The organism is Arthrobacter sp. MDT2-34-1 (assembly GCF_059091365.1).
This window is the reverse complement of sequence record NZ_JBNHGO010000002.1, coordinates 246,775-264,056: the sequence shown is the minus strand read 5'-3', so window position 1 is coordinate 264,056 and position 17,282 is coordinate 246,775. Positions and strand designations below refer to the sequence as shown.

16 protein-coding genes are annotated in these 17,282 nt (G+C 67.7%); 5 read left to right on the top strand and 11 right to left on the bottom strand.

What is annotated here, in order from left to right:
- Positions 1–682 precede the first annotated feature (682 nt).
- Positions 683–1,276 carry a DUF6318 family protein gene (locus AC5RVV_RS11570; RefSeq protein ID WP_494001534.1) on the top strand — a complete coding sequence of 198 codons (594 nt, stop codon included), beginning with the start codon at positions 683–685 and terminating at the stop codon, positions 1,274–1,276.
- A gap of 88 nt (positions 1,277–1,364) precedes the next feature.
- Here AC5RVV_RS11570 and AC5RVV_RS11565 read toward each other — a convergent pair whose 3' ends face one another.
- Positions 1,365–2,717 carry an MFS transporter gene (locus AC5RVV_RS11565; RefSeq protein ID WP_494001533.1) on the bottom strand — a complete coding sequence of 451 codons (1,353 nt, stop codon included), beginning with the start codon at positions 2,715–2,717 and terminating at the stop codon, positions 1,365–1,367.
- 143 nt (positions 2,718–2,860) lie between these two features.
- Between AC5RVV_RS11565 and AC5RVV_RS11560 the strand changes: the two genes are divergently transcribed.
- Entirely contained in the window at positions 2,861–3,238 is a 378-nt protein-coding gene (locus AC5RVV_RS11560; RefSeq protein ID WP_494001532.1) for a hypothetical protein, read from the top strand.
- Between the two features lie 103 nt (positions 3,239–3,341).
- On the opposite strand, the gene AC5RVV_RS11555 is transcribed toward AC5RVV_RS11560, so the two are convergent.
- From AC5RVV_RS11555 to AC5RVV_RS11525, 7 genes are all read right to left on the bottom strand, one after another.
- Positions 3,342–4,175 carry a ComEA family DNA-binding protein gene (locus tag AC5RVV_RS11555; RefSeq protein ID WP_494001531.1) on the bottom strand — a complete coding sequence of 278 codons (834 nt, stop codon included), beginning with the start codon at positions 4,173–4,175 and terminating at the stop codon, positions 3,342–3,344.
- Positions 4,175–4,996, bottom strand: coding sequence for a ComEA family DNA-binding protein (locus AC5RVV_RS11550; RefSeq protein WP_494001530.1), 822 nt, complete (start codon positions 4,994–4,996; stop codon positions 4,175–4,177). Before AC5RVV_RS11550 ends, AC5RVV_RS11555 begins: the two co-directional genes overlap by 1 nt.
- On the bottom strand, positions 4,983–5,465 hold the full coding sequence (locus AC5RVV_RS11545) for a hypothetical protein (RefSeq protein WP_494001529.1): 483 nt from the start codon (positions 5,463–5,465) through the stop codon (positions 4,983–4,985). The genes AC5RVV_RS11550 and AC5RVV_RS11545 overlap by 14 nt, the downstream gene beginning before the upstream one ends.
- Positions 5,462–6,271, bottom strand: a complete 810-nt coding sequence (locus AC5RVV_RS11540) for a 4Fe-4S single cluster domain-containing protein (protein WP_494001528.1) — start codon at positions 6,269–6,271, stop codon at positions 5,462–5,464. Before AC5RVV_RS11540 ends, AC5RVV_RS11545 begins: the two co-directional genes overlap by 4 nt.
- Positions 6,252–6,464, bottom strand: coding sequence for a DUF2997 domain-containing protein (locus AC5RVV_RS11535; protein WP_494001527.1), 213 nt, complete (start codon positions 6,462–6,464; stop codon positions 6,252–6,254). Before AC5RVV_RS11535 ends, AC5RVV_RS11540 begins: the two co-directional genes overlap by 20 nt.
- Before the next feature lie 29 nt (positions 6,465–6,493).
- Entirely contained in the window at positions 6,494–8,140 is a 1,647-nt protein-coding gene (locus AC5RVV_RS11530; RefSeq protein ID WP_494001526.1) for an AAA family ATPase, read from the bottom strand.
- A 95-nt stretch (positions 8,141–8,235) separates the two neighbouring features.
- Positions 8,236–9,042 carry a hypothetical protein gene (locus tag AC5RVV_RS11525; protein ID WP_494001525.1) on the bottom strand — a complete coding sequence of 269 codons (807 nt, stop codon included), beginning with the start codon at positions 9,040–9,042 and terminating at the stop codon, positions 8,236–8,238.
- 131 nt (positions 9,043–9,173) lie between these two features.
- Here AC5RVV_RS11525 and purH point away from each other — a divergent pair, with 131 nt between their 5' ends.
- On the top strand, positions 9,174–10,850 hold the full coding sequence (gene purH / locus AC5RVV_RS11520; protein ID WP_494001524.1) for a bifunctional phosphoribosylaminoimidazolecarboxamide formyltransferase/IMP cyclohydrolase: 1,677 nt from the start codon (positions 9,174–9,176) through the stop codon (positions 10,848–10,850).
- Positions 10,851–11,219: 369 nt separating this feature from the next.
- Entirely contained in the window at positions 11,220–13,448 is a 2,229-nt protein-coding gene (locus AC5RVV_RS11515; protein ID WP_494001523.1) for an NADP-dependent isocitrate dehydrogenase, read from the top strand.
- Between the two features lie 138 nt (positions 13,449–13,586).
- On the opposite strand, the gene AC5RVV_RS11510 is transcribed toward AC5RVV_RS11515, so the two are convergent.
- Complete coding sequence (locus AC5RVV_RS11510; protein WP_494001522.1) at positions 13,587–14,678, bottom strand: Gfo/Idh/MocA family protein; 1,092 nt, start codon at positions 14,676–14,678, stop codon at positions 13,587–13,589.
- 158 nt (positions 14,679–14,836) lie between these two features.
- Here AC5RVV_RS11510 and AC5RVV_RS11505 point away from each other — a divergent pair, with 158 nt between their 5' ends.
- Positions 14,837–15,406 (top strand): hypothetical protein, encoded by a 570-nt coding sequence (locus AC5RVV_RS11505; RefSeq protein ID WP_494001521.1) that lies wholly within the window; start codon positions 14,837–14,839, stop codon positions 15,404–15,406.
- Positions 15,407–15,478: 72 nt separating this feature from the next.
- On the opposite strand, the gene AC5RVV_RS11500 is transcribed toward AC5RVV_RS11505, so the two are convergent.
- Both AC5RVV_RS11500 and AC5RVV_RS11495 read right to left on the bottom strand, forming a co-directional pair.
- Complete coding sequence (locus tag AC5RVV_RS11500; RefSeq protein WP_494001520.1) at positions 15,479–16,363, bottom strand: carbohydrate ABC transporter permease; 885 nt, start codon at positions 16,361–16,363, stop codon at positions 15,479–15,481.
- Complete coding sequence (locus tag AC5RVV_RS11495) at positions 16,363–17,268, bottom strand: carbohydrate ABC transporter permease (protein WP_494001519.1); 906 nt, start codon at positions 17,266–17,268, stop codon at positions 16,363–16,365. The genes AC5RVV_RS11500 and AC5RVV_RS11495 overlap by 1 nt, the downstream gene beginning before the upstream one ends.
- Positions 17,269–17,282 lie beyond the last annotated feature (14 nt).

Sequence of the window (17,282 nt, the reverse complement as noted above, 5' to 3'; positions counted from 1 at the left end):
AGTTTGGATGCATCTATTCCTCTAATCCGGACGACGTTCTCGAACAAATTGCCAGCAGGATAGTTGAGCAATTTCGCACTCTCCCAGTGGATGCTGGAAGGATAACCATCCAACCGAGTCCTCATACCTTGGTTGGTGCCCACACTAATGTTTATGCCACTGCGAGCGAGCAGACTCATCGCATCGTCTTGTTGGGGCAAGATGTAGCTATTCATGCAGTGCCGGTTGAGTTCACCTGGGGCTATGGTGACGGAGCTCGTCTCGGACCAACTTCAAATCCAGGGGGCCCCTTGCCCAAGGAGCAGTGGGGCGGTGAGACGCCTACTAGCCATACTTACCGTGAGACCGGCGATTTTCGGGTTTCTTTGACGACAACTTTTCGGGGCACGTACAGCGTGAACAGCGGTCCAGCCATCCCAATTTCCGCTACTGGCTCCTTTACGGCTCCTTCTGCAGCGATCAGCGTCTGGCGTTCAGTGGTCAATAACTACGCAGATAATTGCCTTGAGAATCCCGAGGGGGCGGGCTGTTAGCGCGGAGCCAATTGCGTGTTGTGATATGCAGCACTTGAAGCACTTTTTTCATAATATCCGGCCTACCCGCGGATAGGGTATGTGACGGTGCTGACGCCACCGAGACGAGCGGCAGTCGGCCCTCGCATACCGTTACTCCAGGGGAGAGCATGAAGAAGTTGATGATGTCCGGCGCCGTGATGGCCGTGGCGGCGATTGCGCTTGTCGGCTGTGGCAGCGAGGCCGGTGCCGACAAGCCAGCCGACAGCAACAAACCGGTAGCAGCTACCACCGAAGCGCCGGCGCAGAATGTGCGGACTCCGGAGAAGAACGACCGGATGGCCGAGGATACGGCCGAAGGCCTGGCCTCCTTCACGTACTACTACTTTGACGCCAAGAATTACGCGGTCCAGACCGGTGACGCAGATCTGATGCGTGCAGTCGCCGCGGATTGCACAGGCTGCATGGAAGAGGCTGACGCCCTCGAGGCTGTTTACGCGGACGGCGGCTGGATTGCCGGCGGCCAGCCGAAGGCGCTGAACGTTGTGGCGTTGGATAAGGCCAAGGACGACGAAGGCAACCTGAGCGCAGTGGTTCCGTTCATGGAGGATGCCAGCACCACCCTGGACAAGGACGGCCAGACCGTCGAGACCAAGGAATGGGATTCGGACGGCACCACTCTGACGGTGACTGCCAACTATGCCGACGGCGCGTGGTCGATGGTGTCGGTCGAAGAGACGCCGGACGCCGACATCCCGGAGTAAACCCCGGTCGGCTCCTAGCCACGTGCGCCCTTCCGCCTGATGGCGGAAGGGCGCACTGCCGTCTGCGGGGCGGGGCGGGGGCTTTGCACTAGAGAAGTTCGGCGCCCTTGGTCTCGGGAGAGAAGCGCGCCATCCACAACACGGCGAGCAGCACCAGGACTCCGGCGATGGCGAAGGACCAGGCCAGCCCGAGGTAGGGCCACATGACCGAGGCGAAGATGAGTGGGCCGAAGCCCGCGCCGACGCGGGAGAACGTCGATGCCCAGCCGAAGCCCGACCCGCGCAGCTCCGTAGGGTAAAGCTCGGAGACGTAGGTGTACAGCACGGGAATGGCAATCTGCACGATCATGCCGTAGGCCAGCAGCAGAGCCACCACCGCCGGGGGGACATCAATTAGAAGCGCGACGACGACCAGCGTCAGTGCGGACAACGGCCCGGTGATGGCGAGGATCCACTTGCGCCCAGTCTTCTCGACGAAGTAGGCGGCGATGATGACGCCCACCAAGCCCACGGCGGCCATGCCCGCCGTGGTCAGGAAGGCCCGCCCTGCGGCGAACCCGGCGTCGATGAGGATGATCGGCATCCAGGTCAGGGCAAGGTAGTAGACCAGCAGGATGCTGAAGAACAAAGCCCACGCCGCCGTCGTAATTTTCCAGTTGAATTTCCAGACCGCGCGGAACTGCTCCAGCACGTTGACGGCCGACAGGCGCGGCGCCTCGCTCGGTTCAGGCAGCCGCCATTCGCGAACTGTTGCGCCGGTTCGCTCGATCATGCTGTTGATAACCTGCTCGGCCTCCGCCGTGCGGCCCCGGCTGACCAGATAGAGCGGGGATTCGGGCACCGACCGGCGGACCCAGAAGACAAGCAGCGCCGGCAGCACCATGATCAGCATGGTGAAGCGCCAATCGGCCACGGTGGCCATGATGAGGGCCGAGACGACGCCGCAGAGCGCGGCCCCGACCGGCCACCATCCGTCCATGGCAGTGAGGACCCGCCCGCGAAGCCGCCGCGGCGTGAATTCGCCGACCAGCGCATAGTCCACGGGGACACAGCCGCCAAGTCCGAAGCCCGCAATGAACCGGAAAACGCAGAACCAGACGAGGTCCGGGGCGAAGGCTCCGAGGACCGTGAAGAGCGAGAAGACCAGCAGCGTGGCAGTGAACGCCGTCTTGCGGCCGATGATGTCGGCAATCGATCCCCAGATGAAGGCGCCCAGGGCCATGCCGATGAGGTTCGCGGTGCCGATCCACGCGGCCTGCGCCGGAACGAGGTCCCAGTGGTCAGACAGCAGCGGGATCAGGACGCCGTTGAGCGTGACGTCCCACGCGTCGAACATGAAGCCGAGGCCGCCAAGCAGGAAGATCTTGCCCTGCACCCGCCAGCGCCAGGGGAGTTCCTGCACGATTTGGTCGCCGGTGGGCAGGTGAGCGGTCTGCGTCATTCGTGGCCTTCCAGGGAGTAGCTATGGATACTTTAGTCGCGGGCGGCAGATGAGAACGTTCTCATGGAGTTCTCCTGAACGTCTCACGGTCGGCGTGCATTGTTGATTCATCAGCACCTCACCGCAGGATGAAAGGCATCAACATGAACAAGCGCACTTTGTGGATCGCAACCGGAACCCTCGGCATCATGGCAATCGGTGCCGGTGCCGCCGTCGCGGACTCCGGGTTCGGAAGCCAGGATCTGGGCCCGGGCATCGTCCAGGCGCCAGATGCACCGGCTGTTGCCCCTGTCGTGAGCAGCAGCGTGTCCCCGGCTGCCGTGAATCTGGACCGGCAGGATGTGAAGACAGCGGCCTCCGCCGCTACGGCCCAGAGCCCGGCCAGCCCGGTCTCGGCCCAGAGCGCGCCCTCGCCGGTCTCGGCGCAGTCACCCGCCAGCCCGGTCTCGGCCCAGAGCGCGCCCTCGCCGGTCTCGGCGCAGTCCGCGGTTTCGGCCCCGAGCGCGCAGAGTGCTGACTAACGGAGCGCCAAATGCTGCCGGGGTCCCGGAGGTTGCCCGAGCACTGGCGCCTTGGTCCGTGTCGGACGTGCCAGGCGGTACCCGGGCCTGCCCGGGTACCGCTTCAGTAATCCACTACGCGTCCGAACGACGGCGGTGCCTGCGGCAGGCGCCGGCAGGCGATGCGGCCGCGCAGCCGCTGGAAGATGTGCGGTGGCAGGTCCAGGGCGGCGGCGAAGTCCTGTTCAGAGGTGAACCCGCCGCGCTTTTCCCTGACCTGGACGGCCTTTTTGGCAAGCGGACGCGAGAATCCGGGCAGGGTTTCGAGTTCGCGGGCGGTGGCCGCATTAACATCCACCGGTTCGAATGCGGCATCGGCCGTCGCCCGTGAGGCAGCCGCCGGAGCTGCAGCCTGCCGGCCAAGTGGTCCGGCCAAACTTGGCGCGTCCGGCCGGGCCGCCCGGGGTTCCCCGCCAGTGCCGGCTCCGGGTGCCGGGGCGCCGTTGCGGGAACCGGCACGGCTACCGTGCGCGGACCTGGGGCTGCCCGAGCCGGACCGGTTGCGCGACCGACCGCGGGAGTTCAGCTGGCTGCCGGAGCGCGCCCGTGTTGTTGACCCCGTGGTGCGGGAAGGACGGGCCGCGCCGCGGTCCCGGTCCCACTTGAAGCGCAGGTATTCGGGATTGATGGCCAGAGCGAAGCTGCTGCCGGCCAGCCAGCATGCCAGGAGCAGCCACGTGGCGATTTCTTCCTGCACGCCGGTGCCGTCGACCAGGGCTATGGCCACGGCCGTGAGGGTGAGGTGGACCAGACCGAGGATCCACCACAGCGGCCGCCCCGCCCGCGAACCGACCACCAGCAAGGCAGCTCCGCCCAGGAACCCGAAGGTTCCCAAGGGGACCAGCAGCCAGAGGCTCTGGCGCAGATTCCACATCAGGCTCGGTTGGGCCGAAGACATCAGTGATCCACCGACCTTCCAAACGGCACCGGTTTGGCCGGCGGAAGCTTGCAGACCACCAACCGGTTCAACCGTGCGAGCTCTGGATTCCGTACATCCAAAGCGGCGGCGAAGTCCGCCACGGTGCGGAAGGGCCCACGCTCCTGGCGCAACCGCACGGCCTTGCGCGCCTTGTGCCTGCTGATCCCTGGCAGCTTCTGCAGGGCCGCCGCCGGTGCCGAGTTCACGTCCACGGGCTCGGCCGGCAGCGCAGAAGACGCGCCTGCTCCCGGTCTGCCGGATTGGGCGTAGTAGCTTGCCGCGTCGAGCCCGGGGTCGTTGAGGAGATCGGCCGCGGCCCCCGCGGGGGCCGGAGCAGTCCCTGCGAGCGGCGAGGCGGGACGGGGACGACGGCGGAACATGGCCGCGGCGGTGGGCATCGCGGTCGTGCTGTCCATTCCGGTGCCCGCTGGAGTCCGGCGGACGAGGGCACTCCACGTGCTGCCGGAGGAGCGGGACGCCTGGGTCCAGCGGTTGCGCAGCCAGGCCTGATTGATGCCCAGCGCATGCAGTGAGCTGATGGCCCAGAGCAGGAGCCGGGCCGTCGGGCCGGCCTCTTCGTTCATGAACAGCGAAACCAGCAGTGCCACCAGGTAGAGGCCGCCGGCGGACAGCCAGGCGGCGCGGCGCGCCAGCAGGCCGATGATCACGAAGCCGGCCCAGCCCAAGACCCCGAGGCCGAGCAGCGGCAGCAGCAGCCACAGGCTGGCGACACCGAGCCAGGGAATGGGCGGTGTTCCGGTCCGGCCTGCGAGGGCGGCGGGAGAGTCAGCGGCGGACATTCAGGACCATGGTGACGCTCTGGTCTTCCTCGACCCTCTCGGATGCGAGCTCCAGGCCGGCGGTGTGCGCGCGTTCCCGCAGCTTCTGCAGCACCGCCTGCTGGACTTGGCGCGCGTACGCGGCGTCGATCGCCTGGACGATCTCGGCCGCGCGCCGCCGGTCGACGTCTTCACCGCTGAAGTGGACCTGCCAAATGCCGTCGGCGTCGCGTTCGAAGACCGCCGCCACGTCTGCCCAGTCCGCCTCGAGGGAGGCCTCGGTGACACGGGAAACCTTCGCCTGCGTATCTTCCAGGGCAGCCTGCAGCAGGTTCAGGTCCCGCATCCGGGTTTGCACCTGGATTTGGGGCACGGCAGCAATCTCCGGCACCGTGTCCGCGGTGCGGCTCTTGGCCCTGCCCTCGAGGGCGGCATTGACCGTGGCGACGGCGGCGATGGCCGCGGGGATCAGCAGAACGGAAACACTCATGGGGTTTCTCCTGGTTCGGCGCCGGCCGGAACCGGGCGGGGCATGGTGGCGGGGGCGAGCGGGTGGCGGCGGGCGGTCGGGCGGTCGGCCCGGGCGCCCAGATCCGTCAGCAGAGCGTCCAATTGGTCGTCGGTGGCCCAGCCGTTCAGGCCGACGGTGCCGTCGGCCGCGACCCGGATCTCGATTCGGTCGGGCTGTGCCTGAATGTCCTTCAGCAGGTTACGGTAGCGGCCGGTCAGCGCGGTCAGGCCCTGGTTGGTGGAACCGATCCAGGGCCGGTGCAGTTCCGGCCGGTCCCTCAGGTACGGTCCGTCCGCGAGCAGGTCGGTGGCAGCGAGCAGCCCGGCAATGTCTTCGCGGTCCGCGGCCCAGCGCCGCAGGTCACGGTGCAGGTAGCCGGTGAACGTCATCACGGACAGGCCGGCGGCCTGGAAGGCGCGCGCGACGACGGCGCTGGCCGCCGCCTGTTCAAAGGGTTCGCCGCCCAGCAGGGTCAGGCCTTCGGCGCCCGCCGCCACCGCCTGGTCGACGAGATCGGCGGCGAATTGCCGGGTCGGGACGAGCTCTGCTCCGTGGGCGGCCCACAGGTGGGGGTTGAAGCAGCCGGGACACCGGATGGAGCAGCCTTGCAGCCAGAGCGCGGCCCGCCGGCCCGGTCCCTCGGCCTCGGTGGCCGGGAGGAACCGCGCGTGCCGGATGACGCCGGCGTCGGACGGCGCCGGGGCGCAGCCGTTGTTGATGCGGGGCTCCGGGACCGGGACGCGCGGCTGCCCGGGCACGCCGGGGCTATCGGTCTGCGGACTCATTGCGGACGTAGTCGCTGGTCGTGACGGCGGTGCGGTGGTAGTCCTCGGTGTAGGAGCTGGATACACTCTCGGCCTCCAGCAGATCCTCCAAAACCGTGATGTAGTCCAGGCACTCGGCGCCGAAGATGTTGCGGGTCTCGGCCGATACCGCGCCGTCGGGTCTGACCGTGACGATCAGTTGTTGCTGGTCCATCGCTCTTCCTCCGAGGGGTCGGGTGTTGTCTAAAAGTCCACGGTGCGGCCGCCGCGTACCGGCTGCCCGGCGGCTGCGGCGGGCAGGCCACCGGCAGGTGGCGCCGGGTCGATCGGCTGTCGAATGTCCGCGTCCAGATCCTCGCTGCCGGTGGCACCGACGGCACGCAAGGCAGCCCACTGCCGGATGGCGCCCACTTCCTCGGCCTGCGTGATGGCCAACGGAATCATGTTGGCGACGGCCCGCTGCAGGTCGTCCAGGCGGACCGGGCGGTCTTCGGCATAGGCATCGAAAAGCGCGGCGACGACCGCCTGTTCGATTTCCGCACCGGAATAGTTTTCCGAGGCATCGGCGAGGAGCCCGACGGCGGCCGGATCGTTGGCGACGGCGTGCAGCTGGTTGGCGGCGGTGCCCTTGCCGGCCATCTGGATCTGCCAAATCACCCGGCGTTCGGCGTCGCTGGGCAGATCGACGAAGAAAATTTCGTCGAACCTGCCCTTGCGCATGAACTCCGGGGGCAGCCGGTCGATGTTGTTGGCGGTGGCGACCACGAAAACCGGATGGCGCTTTTCCTGCATCCAGGTCAGGAACGAGGCGAAGACGCGGGCGGAGGTTCCGGAATCCCCCTCGCCGCTGGTGCCGGAGAAACCCTTTTCGATCTCATCGATCCACAGGATCGCCGGCGAGATGGCTTCGGCGGTGGCGATGGCGTTGCGCATGTTCTGTTCGCTGGAGCCGACCAGGCCGGAAAAGACCCGGCCGATGTCCATCCGCAGCAACGGCAGCCCCCAGGCCGACGCCATCGCCTTGGCCGTCAGGGACTTGCCGCAGCCGGGCACGCCGGTGATCAGCACGCCCTTGGGCGCGGGCAGGCCGAAGTCGGCAGCGGCATCCAGCCAGGATCCCTTTCGCTTGGCCAGCCACCGCTTGAGGTTGTTCAGCCCGCCGACCTCGTCCAGGCTGATGTTCACGTCCACGTAGTCCAGCAGCCCGGACTTGCGGATGGTCTGGCGCTTCTCGTCCAGCACCACGTGCACGTCGTGCGCGGTCAGCTCGCCGTCGTCGACCATCGCCCGCGCGAAGGCGTTCTCGGCTTCGGCCATGGTCAGGCCCAGGGCCGCCTGCACCATGTTCTCCTGGTCGGCTTCACCCAGGCTGACCTTGATCCGTCCGCCGTCGGAATTCTGGCTGATCATGTGCGCCAGCATGGCCTTGATTTCGTCATGACTGGGCAGCGGAAAGTCGACCAACGTGACGGCCTTCTCCAGTTCGGGCGGAATGCGCAGCACCGGGGCGACGATGATCAGCACCCGACCGGTGGTGCCCTGTCGGAAGGCGGCAGAGACCTCGCGGACCTTCCGGACCACCTCGGGGTCCGCCGGGCGCTGGTCGGTGCCGAAGTAGGCGTGCAGGTCGAAGAAGATGAAGACGCCCGGATCGTGCGCGCCGAGCACCCGGTCCAGGGCACGCGCCGGGGCCGTGGTGTTGGACTGCTGGCCGTCGCTGGGGGAGAGGAGCCCGCTGCTGGCGTTCCACGTCCAGACGGGGCGCGGGGTGCGCAGCGCGGCGGCGCACTTGAGCACTTCGGCGTGCACGCGTGCTTCTTCATGGCTTTCGACATACAGCACGGGGATGCGGGCCTTGAACGCTTGGTCAAGCGTTTCAGCAAAAGACATGGGTCTCTCCCCTTAAGGAACAGAATCGGGATCTGGCTCTACTTTAGGCACAGTTGCAGGGACTGGGCGCTTTGGCCGCGGGTTAGGCGCAGTTCTCAGCGCCCGATGTCCAGGCTCCAGCTGCCCTCGCTGGTGTCCACCAGGAAATACGTCACCGGGTACGGCTGCCAGGAGAACCGTGTGGTGCTGCTGCCGATCTTGTTGACCACCAGGTTTCGACGCGATTCCTGCCAGGTGTAGACGGCGATGTTGGCGTCACCGGTGTAGGTGAATTCGGCCAGTACCTCATCGCCCTCGTAGCGCACCAGGGCAGGGCCGGAGCCGGCGACCCTACCGTCTTCCGGCACGGCGTAAGCGACCGGGCGGACCTCCAGGCGCCAGTCGCCGTCCGCCTCGACATGCAGTGAAAATTCTTCCCGCGCGGTGGCCAGGAGACCGGCCGAGGGTTCGTCCCGGTCGCCGGAGTTGTAGAGGAAGTGGACCGGCCAGTCGGGGTTCTCCGGGTCGTCCACGGCTACGCTGGCATCCACGCCGCTGTCGATGACGATCTCGAACGGACCGTCGTAACCGGCCGGCCGCTGGTAGCCAAGGACCGCGTTGCCGGATCCTGCATAGCTGCCGGGGCCGCCGGCTTCGGCCACGGTTCCCTCCCCGGCCGCCGCCGACGCCATGCCGGTCGTTTCCCCGGCGCCGGGCGCGGGATCCGCTGCGTTCCCTGCCGCCGGTCCGTCCGCCGGACCGGGGTCGGCGCCCGTGGCGGCCGCGGCGGTGAAAAGGTGAGGCAGCAGCCGGGGAACGGCGAAGCCGAGCGCGCCGCACAGAACCAGGAGACCCAGCAGCCAGACCACGAGCGAAAAGCGACCGATCCGCAGTGCCGCGTCCTCAGTCATCGGTGCCGACATGTTGTGCTGTTCTCCTTTGCGTGTCCCCATGAGGTTACCCACACCGCGGATCCGCTTCACACTCGGTGCCCGGCAGAAGCCCGACGCTAGACTTGGAGCATCCCCGAAGCCATCCTTCCTTGGAGATTTGTGTGAGCCTGAAGCAGCTTGACCGTGTTCCCATCCGCCGCGCGTTGATCTCGGTGTACGACAAGACCGGGCTGGAGGAGCTGGCGGAAGGCCTGCACAGCGCCGGGGTCGGCATCGTTTCCACCGGTTCGACGGCCAAGAAGATCGCCGCTGCAGGCATCCCGGTCACCGAGGTTTCCGAGATCACCGGTTTCCCCGAGTGCCTGGACGGCCGGGTCAAGACGCTGCACCCGCGCATTCACGCCGGCATCCTGGCCGACCGCCGCCTCGATGACCACGTCCGGCAGCTCACCGACCTCGAGATCGAGCCCTTCGACCTCGTGGTGGTCAACCTCTACCCGTTCGTGCAAACGGTGCGTTCCGGCGCCAGCCAGGACGAGGTCGTGGAGCAGATCGACATCGGCGGCCCTTCGATGGTGCGGGCCGCGGCGAAGAATCATCCGTCCGTGGCGGTCGTGGTGGATCCCGCCGCGTACGCGGACGTGGTGAAGGCGGCGAGTTCCGGCGGATTCGACCTGAAGACCCGCCGCCGGCTGGCGTCGTTGGCCTTCGCCCACACCGCCGCTTATGACACCGCCGTGGCCAAGTGGACCGCCGAGCAGTTCGGCGACGACGCCGAGGCCGTCGAGGCGGCGCCGGCGTTCCCGCCGTACGCCGGCCTGGCACTGGAGCGCTCGGAGTCGCTGCGCTACGGCGAGAACCCGCACCAGGCCGCCGCGCTGTATGCGGAGACCGGCGCCGAGCCGGGCATCGCGCAGGCCGAACAGTTGCACGGCAAGGCCATGAGCTTCAACAACTACGTCGACGCCGACGCCGCCGTGCGCGCGGCCTTCGACTTCGCCGAGCCGGCCGTCGCGGTGGTCAAGCACGCCAACCCCTGCGGCATCGCCGTCGCGTCCCCGGGCGCCGCCGATCCCATTGCGGATGCGCATGCGAAGGCCCACGCGACCGACCCCGTGTCCGCATTCGGCGGCGTCATCGCCGCAAACCGAACGGTGACCGCCGGCATGGCCAATACGGTCAAGGACATCTTCACCGAGGTGGTTGTCGCCCCGGGCTTCGAGCCGGAGGCCGTCGAGATCCTGTCGAAGAAGAAGAACATCCGGCTGCTGGTCCTGCCGGACGGCTTTGCCCGGGACACGGTCGAGTACAAGCAGGTCTCCGGCGGCATGCTGCTGCAGGCCTCCGACCGGATCGACGCCGACGGCGACGACCCTGCCAACTGGACGCTGGCCGCCGGCGAGGCCGCCGACGAGGCGACCTTGGCGGATCTGGCCTTCGCCTGGCGCGCTGTCCGGGCAGCGAAGTCCAACGCCATCCTGGTCGCGGCCAACCGCGCCGCGGTGGGCATCGGCATGGGCCAGGTCAACCGGCTGGATTCCTGCCGCCTGGCCGTCGAGCGGGCCAATACGCTCGGCGTGGCGGTCGACGGCGGGGCCGACACTGCCGGGGGAGCGGCCAATGTGCAGGGCTCCGGGGCGTCCGAGCGCGCCCGCGGTGCCGTGGCGGCATCGGACGCGTTCTTCCCGTTCGCCGACGGCTTGCAGATCCTCCTCGATGCCGGCATCCGTGCCGTAGTGCAGCCCGGCGGTTCGGTCCGGGACGAAGAAGTGGTGGCAGCGGCCGACGCCGCCGGCATCACCATGTACTTCACCGGGGCACGCCACTTCTTCCACTGACCGGTCCCCCCGCTGGGCAGCGGGGCCTCGTCAACGGGCGAAAATCCTTGCCGGCAGGGTGCCGGGGGCGCAGGTTCAAGGGAACCGGCGTGCCCGGCACCGGCCGCCAGGCGTCGCGCCCCTCGGGAGGCGGTGCGCCGCCGTCGTGCCGGGCGCCAGGCCTCGCGCCCCCCGGGAGGCGGTGCACCGCCGTCGTGCCGGGCGCGGGACCGGTCCGGACACGTGTGGCTTCTGCGGCACGACGGCTTCCCGACGGCCTCGCGGTCTGCGGTGTGCGCGTCTCCAACCGGCGCCCGGCCGCCCTCCTCGGGTAAATTGGAGGAGTTGAGTAACCAAAGAGACCCACTTTTGCAGGGAGACGCCTCACCCATGGCCAAGATTATCTATACCCACACCGACGAAGCGCCGATGCTGGCCACCTATTCGTTCTTGCCGATCGTTGAGGCCTACGCCTCCACGGCTGGTGTGGAAGTGGAGACCCGCGACATCTCGCTCGCCGGCCGTATCATCGCCGTCTTCGGCGACTACCTCACCCCCGAGCAGCGGATCGGCGACGCCCTGGCCGAACTGGGCGAACTGGCCAAGCAGCCGGAAGCCAATATCATCAAGCTGCCGAACATCAGCGCCTCCGTGCCGCAGCTGAAGGCTGCCATCAAGGAGCTGCAGGGCCACGGCTACGCGCTGCCCGACTACCCGGACGATCCGTCCTCCGACGAGGAGAAGGACATCCGCGCCCGCTATGACAAGATCAAGGGCTCGGCGGTCAACCCGGTGCTGCGCGAGGGCAACTCGGACCGCCGCGCGCCCCTGTCGGTGAAGAACTACGCGCGCCAGAACCCGCACAGCATGGGCGCCTGGACCGCCGACTCCAAGACGAACGTGGCCACCATGGGCGCCGATGACTTCCGCTCCAACGAGAAGTCGGTGGTCATGCCGGCCGACGACAAGATCAAGATCCAGCTGGTGGCCGAGGACGGTACCGTCACGGTCCTGAAGGACGCCTTCCCGGTGCTGGCCGGCGAGGTCATCGACGGCACGGTCATGCGCGCCGCCGCGCTGGACGAATTCCTGGCCGCCCAGGTGGCCCGCGCCAAGGAAGAAGGCGTGCTCTTCTCGGCGCACCTGAAGGCCACCATGATGAAGGTCTCCGACCCGATCATCTTCGGCCACGTGGTCAAGGCCTACTTCTCCGAGCTGTTCGCAGCCTACGGCGACAAGCTTGCCGCTGCCGGCCTGAGCCCGAACAACGGCTTGGCCGCCATCCTGAACGGGCTGGCGGCGCTGGACGCCGAGGACCGCAAGGGCGTCCAGGAACTGATCGACAAGGGCCTGGACGAGGGCCCGGCCATCGCCATGGTGGACTCCGACAAGGGCATCACCAACCTCCACGTTCCCTCGGACGTGATCGTGGACGCCTCGATGCCGGCCATGATCCGCACCTCCGGCCACATGTGGGGGCCGGACGGCCAGGAAGCCGACACGCTGGCAGTGCTGCCGGACAGCTCCTACGCCGGGATCTACCAGGTGGTTATCGACGACTGCCGCGCCAACGGTGCCTACGATCCGACCACCATGGGCACCGTCCCCAACGTCGGCCTGATGGCCCAGGCGGCGGAGGAATACGGCAGCCACGACAAGACGTTCGAGATCCAGACCGCCGGCACCGTGCAGGTAGTCGACGGGGCCGGCACCGTGCTCATCGAGCACCAGGTGTTCCCGAACGATATCTGGCGCGCCTGCCAGACCAAGGACCTGCCGATCCGCGACTGGGTGAAACTGGCCGTGACGCGCGCCCGCGCCAGCCAGACTCCTGCCGTGTTCTGGCTGGACGAAACCCGCGCCCACGACGCCAACCTGATCGCCAAGGTGAACGAGTACCTCAAGGACCACGACACCGACGGCCTGCAGATCGAGATCATGGCCCCGGAGAAGGCCACCGCCTTCACCCTGGAGCGTCTCCGCAAGGGCGAGGACACCATCTCGGTGACCGGCAACGTGCTGCGCGACTACCTCACGGACCTGTTCCCGATCCTGGAGCTCGGCACGAGCGCCAAGATGCTCTCGATCGTCCCGCTGATCAACGGCGGCGGCCTGTTCGAGACCGGTGCCGGCGGATCCGCTCCGAAGCACGTCCAGCAGCTGCTGGCCGAGAACCACCTGCGCTGGGATTCGCTCGGCGAGTTCCTGGCCCTGGCCGTGTCCTTCGAGCACCTGGCCACCTCCACGGGCAACGCCCGAGCGCAGATCCTGGCCGACACGCTGGACGCCGCCACGGGCACGTTCCTGCTGGAAAACAAGTCGCCCAAGCGCAAGGCCGGCGAGCTGGACAACCGCGGCAGCCACTTCTACCTTGCCCTCTACTGGGCGCAGGAACTGGCCAACCAGACCGCCGACGCCGAGCTGGCCGCGGCCTTCTCCGGCATTGCCTCCGAGCTGGCCCAGAACGAAGGGGCCATCGTCGGCGAGCTCAACGCCGTGCAGGGATCCCCGGTGGACCTGGACGGCTACTACCGGCCGGACGCCGCCAAGGCCGCCGAGGTCATGCGCCCGTCGGCCACGCTGAACAGCATCGTGGCCACGCTGACCGGCAAGAAGTAGGCGGCGCCGGGCGCCCGTCCGGCAGCAGCCACCCCGTTGCGACGGCGGACGGCGCACCTCCCGCGGGAAGGTGCGCCGTCCGCCGTCGTGCTGTCCGGGCCGGTCCGCTGCCGCCGCGTCGGCCCGCTGCTCTTCGGCTCAGTCCGTCACCGGCACCGCACGGTCATTGGCATAGCTGACCCCCAGCTGGGCGCGGACCCCGTCGAAGAGCCGCATGGTGTCCACGGTGTCCGCCCAGGGCATGGTGGGGCTCTGCAGCAGGCCGGACTGGACGCAGCGGGTGACTTCGCGTAGCTCGAAAACGTAGCCGCGGCCGACGCTCGGGAAGGTTTCCACCCGCGGCTGGCCCAAATGAGGTTGGACCGCCAGCTCGGTGGGGTTATGCAGCGGCGCGTTGCTGCGGAGCCACCCGCCAGTGCAGGCGACGGTGGCCGTGCGCGGCGAGGCGGCCTGCAACGAACACGCCAGCTGCGCCTGGGCACCCGAACCGTAGCTGAGCGTCATGGCGTTCTGGGCGTCGACGCCGTCGTCGTTGACCTGCCCGGAGGCGGCCACCGTCTGCGGGAAGCCCAGGGTGCCCAGCGCCCAGGTCAGCGGATAGACCGCCAGATCCAGCAGCGCTCCGCCGCCTGCTGCCGGATTCCACAACCGGGCAGCCGGGTCGTAGACCGCCGGGAATCCAAGGTCGGCCTGCACCCAGCGGACCTCGCCGAGTTCGCCGGACGCGAGGATGTCCCAGACGCGGTTGATGATCGGCAAGAAGCGCGTCCAGACCGCCTCCATCAGGAACAGTCCCCGCGCGGCCGCCAGTTCCGTCAGCTCCAGGGCTTCCCGGGCGTTGATGGTCAGGGACTTTTCGCACAGCACATGCTTGCCGGCCTGCAGCGCCCGTCCCGCGATCTCGAAATGCTGGCCGTGCGGAGTGGCCACGTAGACCACGTCCACGTCCGGGTCGGCGAAAAGCTGGTCGTAGCCCTTGCCGGCATCGCCGTCGAAATAGGCAGTGGCGAAGCCGAAACGCCGTTGGAAGGCCACCGCGTTGGCCTGGTGGCGGGAACTGACCGCTTGCAGCACGGCATCCTCCAGCCGGGCGATGTCCTCGGTAACCCGGGTGGCGATGGTCCCGGTGGCGACCACGCCCCAGCGCAGTTTCCGGCCGGTGGCTGCGCGCGGATCCGGGGCGCCGGGCCGGGCGCAGGGCGGGGTGACGATCCGGGGCGGTTGTCCCATGGCTCCATCTTGGCGGCCGGCGGCCGGGACGTCCATGGGCACCGATTGCCCTTTGTCCCGTCCTGCCGCGCGTGTCCCTGCCCTACCGATGTGGACCTATCGATGGTACAAAGTAAGCAGGCTCAGTAATTTCGCCACAACGAGGAGGAGCCCGCACCATGGATACAGGCATGATCGTCGGAATCATCATCGCGATAGTTGTACTCCTGATCATCATCGGAGTCATTGTCTTCTTTGCGCAGAAGCGGAACACCAAGCGGAAGTTCGAGAAGCAGGAAGAGAACCGCAGGGAGGCAGCGGAGTTGCGGCAGGGAGCGCAGGTGTCCTCAGTCGAGGCGCGGGAGCGCCAGGCGGACGCCACCCAGGCGCAGGCCGAGGCCCAGCGGGCGGACGTCGAAGCCGAGCGTGCCAAGATTGAAGCCGACCGTCTGCGCCAGGCTGCCGAGCGGCGGCAGGCGGACGCCCAAGGCATCCAGCAGGAGAGCGACGAGAAGCTGCGCCGCGCCGATGACCTGGACCCGGACGTCAACACCAAGGACCGGGACTCCCGGAAAGACCGCAAGCACGACGGCGGCGCCCACCGCGGCGACGCCGACCCCGACCGCGGTGTAGACGCGGCCGCGGGGTACGGCGACGACGGCGGCCGGCATGTCGATGACGCGCGCAACGACGGCGCCCGGGCTGCCGACGACACCCGCCGCGGCGAGGGCGGCAGCCACAACATCTAGGCCCGATCACAACAACACCTGGCGCCTGCTTCCCCTAAGGAGGCAGGCGCCAGGTGTTGTTGGGGGAGCCGCTCAGCCCTTGACCGAACCGCTCATCAGGCCGCCGACGAAGTACTTGCCCAGGATGATGTAGACCAGCAGGGTGGGCAGCGAGGCGATCAGCGCGCCAGCCATCGACGCGGCGTAGTCGGTCAGCTGTCCGCCGGCCAAGAAGCTCAGCGCGATGGTGACCGGGCCGTTGGAGCCGGAGGAGAAGAACGCCGCGAACAGGTAGTCATTCCAGGCGGAGGTGAACTGCCAGATGAGCACCACCACGAAGCCCGGGGCGGAGACCGGCAGGATCACCGAGGCGTAGGTGCGCAGCAGCCCGGCTCCGTCCATGCGCGCCGCTTCGATCAGCTCGGCCGGCACGGATTCGTAGTAGTTGCGGAAGATCAGGGTGCAGATCGGCAGGCCGTAAACGATGTGCAGCACCAGCAGCGAGGGGATGCCGTTGGGCACTCCGAGACCCTGCATCAGCTGGGTCAGCGGGATCATCACGGCCTGGTACGGGATGAACATGCCGAACAGGATGAGGGTGAAAACCACGTTGGCGTAGGGAAAGCGCCAGCGGGATAGCACGAACCCGTTCATCGATCCGAGCAGGGCCGAGATGATCGAGGCGGGGATGACCATGGCGAAGGTGCGGCCCAACGCCGGGCCCAGGGTGTCCCAGGCCTTGGCCCATCCCGCGGTTTCCCACGTCGTCGGGAAGAGCCACGCGGTGGAGGGATCGGCGTCGGACGGGCCCTTGAAACTGGTAATGAACAGGACGTAGGCCGGAATCAGCACCACAAACACGAACAGCAGCAGGATGGAGTACTTGAGCGTCCGGTTCATCCTCTGCCGGCCGGTGCGGGGAGCCGCCGGCCGGGGCCGGGAAACCTCGACGGGCGGCGGGACAGTTGCGGTGGCCATCAGCGCTTCTCCTGCCGCGATGTGTAGACGAGGTACGGGACGACCACCAGCGCGACCAGCACCAGCATGATGGTGCCGATGGCGGCCGAGTCGGCGTAGTCGCTGCCGATGTACTTGACCCACATCATGGTGGCCGGGACCTGGATGTCGTAGGTATTGGCGTCGGGAACGATCGCCCGGATCAGGTCGAACAGCTTCAAGGACATGTGGCCGATGATGATGACAGCCGAGAGCATCACCGGGCTCAGCTGCGGAAAGATCACGTGACGGTAGAGCTTCCACTCGCTGCAGCCGTCGATCCGCGCCGCCTCGCGCAGTTCTTCCGGGATGCCGCGGAATCCGGCCAGGAACAGGGCCATCACGTAGCCGGAGAGCTGCCAGATGGCCGGCACGGCGATGGCGGCAATGCCCCAGTTGGGATCGGACCACCAGCTGTTCTGCAGGAAGCCGAGCCCCGTGCTGTCCAGCAGCCGGTTCAAACCTGTGGCGCGCTCACCGCCGGGCTCGCTGGTCTGCAGGCTTGAGAGCAGCCAGCGCCAGACCACGCCCGAGGCGATGAAGGACACCGCCATCGGGAAGAGGTAGACCGAGCGGAACAGCCCCTCGCCGGCCCCGGGCCGCTCCAGGATCCAGGCCCAGAGGAAGCCGAAGACCAGCGTGCCGGCCAGGAACACCACCGTCAGCAGGAGCAGGTTGCGCAGTGCGTGCTGGAAATCTGCGTCCCCGAACAGCCGGAGGTAGTTCTCCAGGCCGACAAATTCCGACGACGGCCGGGCCGTGTGCTGGTTGGTCATCGAGATGCGGACGTTTTCCGCGATCAACGCGTAGACGAAGACCGCCAGCAGGATGAGGGTAGGGGCGATCAGGGCCAGCCCCGGTCCCCAGGTCTTCACTTTCTTGAACATGGACTTCTCCTAGT

Excerpts from the sequence above, each read along its gene's own strand:
- AC5RVV_RS11570 (WP_494001534.1), top strand. The coding sequence starts at position 683 with ATGAAGAAGTTGATGATGTCCGGCGCCGTGATGGCCGTGGCGGCGATT.
- AC5RVV_RS11565 (WP_494001533.1), bottom strand. The coding sequence starts at position 2,717 with ATGACGCAGACCGCTCACCTGCCCACCGGCGACCAAATCGTGCAGGAA.
- AC5RVV_RS11560 (WP_494001532.1), top strand. The coding sequence starts at position 2,861 with ATGAACAAGCGCACTTTGTGGATCGCAACCGGAACCCTCGGCATCATG.
- AC5RVV_RS11555 (WP_494001531.1), bottom strand. The coding sequence starts at position 4,175 with ATGTCTTCGGCCCAACCGAGCCTGATGTGGAATCTGCGCCAGAGCCTC.
- AC5RVV_RS11550 (WP_494001530.1), bottom strand. The coding sequence starts at position 4,996 with ATGTCCGCCGCTGACTCTCCCGCCGCCCTCGCAGGCCGGACCGGAACA.
- AC5RVV_RS11545 (WP_494001529.1), bottom strand. The coding sequence starts at position 5,465 with ATGAGTGTTTCCGTTCTGCTGATCCCCGCGGCCATCGCCGCCGTCGCC.
- AC5RVV_RS11540 (WP_494001528.1), bottom strand. The coding sequence starts at position 6,271 with ATGAGTCCGCAGACCGATAGCCCCGGCGTGCCCGGGCAGCCGCGCGTC.
- AC5RVV_RS11535 (WP_494001527.1), bottom strand. The coding sequence starts at position 6,464 with ATGGACCAGCAACAACTGATCGTCACGGTCAGACCCGACGGCGCGGTA.
- AC5RVV_RS11530 (WP_494001526.1), bottom strand. The coding sequence starts at position 8,140 with ATGTCTTTTGCTGAAACGCTTGACCAAGCGTTCAAGGCCCGCATCCCC.
- AC5RVV_RS11525 (WP_494001525.1), bottom strand. The coding sequence starts at position 9,042 with ATGTCGGCACCGATGACTGAGGACGCGGCACTGCGGATCGGTCGCTTT.
- AC5RVV_RS11515 (WP_494001523.1), top strand. The coding sequence starts at position 11,220 with ATGGCCAAGATTATCTATACCCACACCGACGAAGCGCCGATGCTGGCC.
- AC5RVV_RS11510 (WP_494001522.1), bottom strand. The coding sequence starts at position 14,678 with ATGGGACAACCGCCCCGGATCGTCACCCCGCCCTGCGCCCGGCCCGGC.
- AC5RVV_RS11505 (WP_494001521.1), top strand. The coding sequence starts at position 14,837 with ATGGATACAGGCATGATCGTCGGAATCATCATCGCGATAGTTGTACTC.
- AC5RVV_RS11500 (WP_494001520.1), bottom strand. The coding sequence starts at position 16,363 with ATGGCCACCGCAACTGTCCCGCCGCCCGTCGAGGTTTCCCGGCCCCGG.
- AC5RVV_RS11495 (WP_494001519.1), bottom strand. The coding sequence starts at position 17,268 with ATGTTCAAGAAAGTGAAGACCTGGGGACCGGGGCTGGCCCTGATCGCC.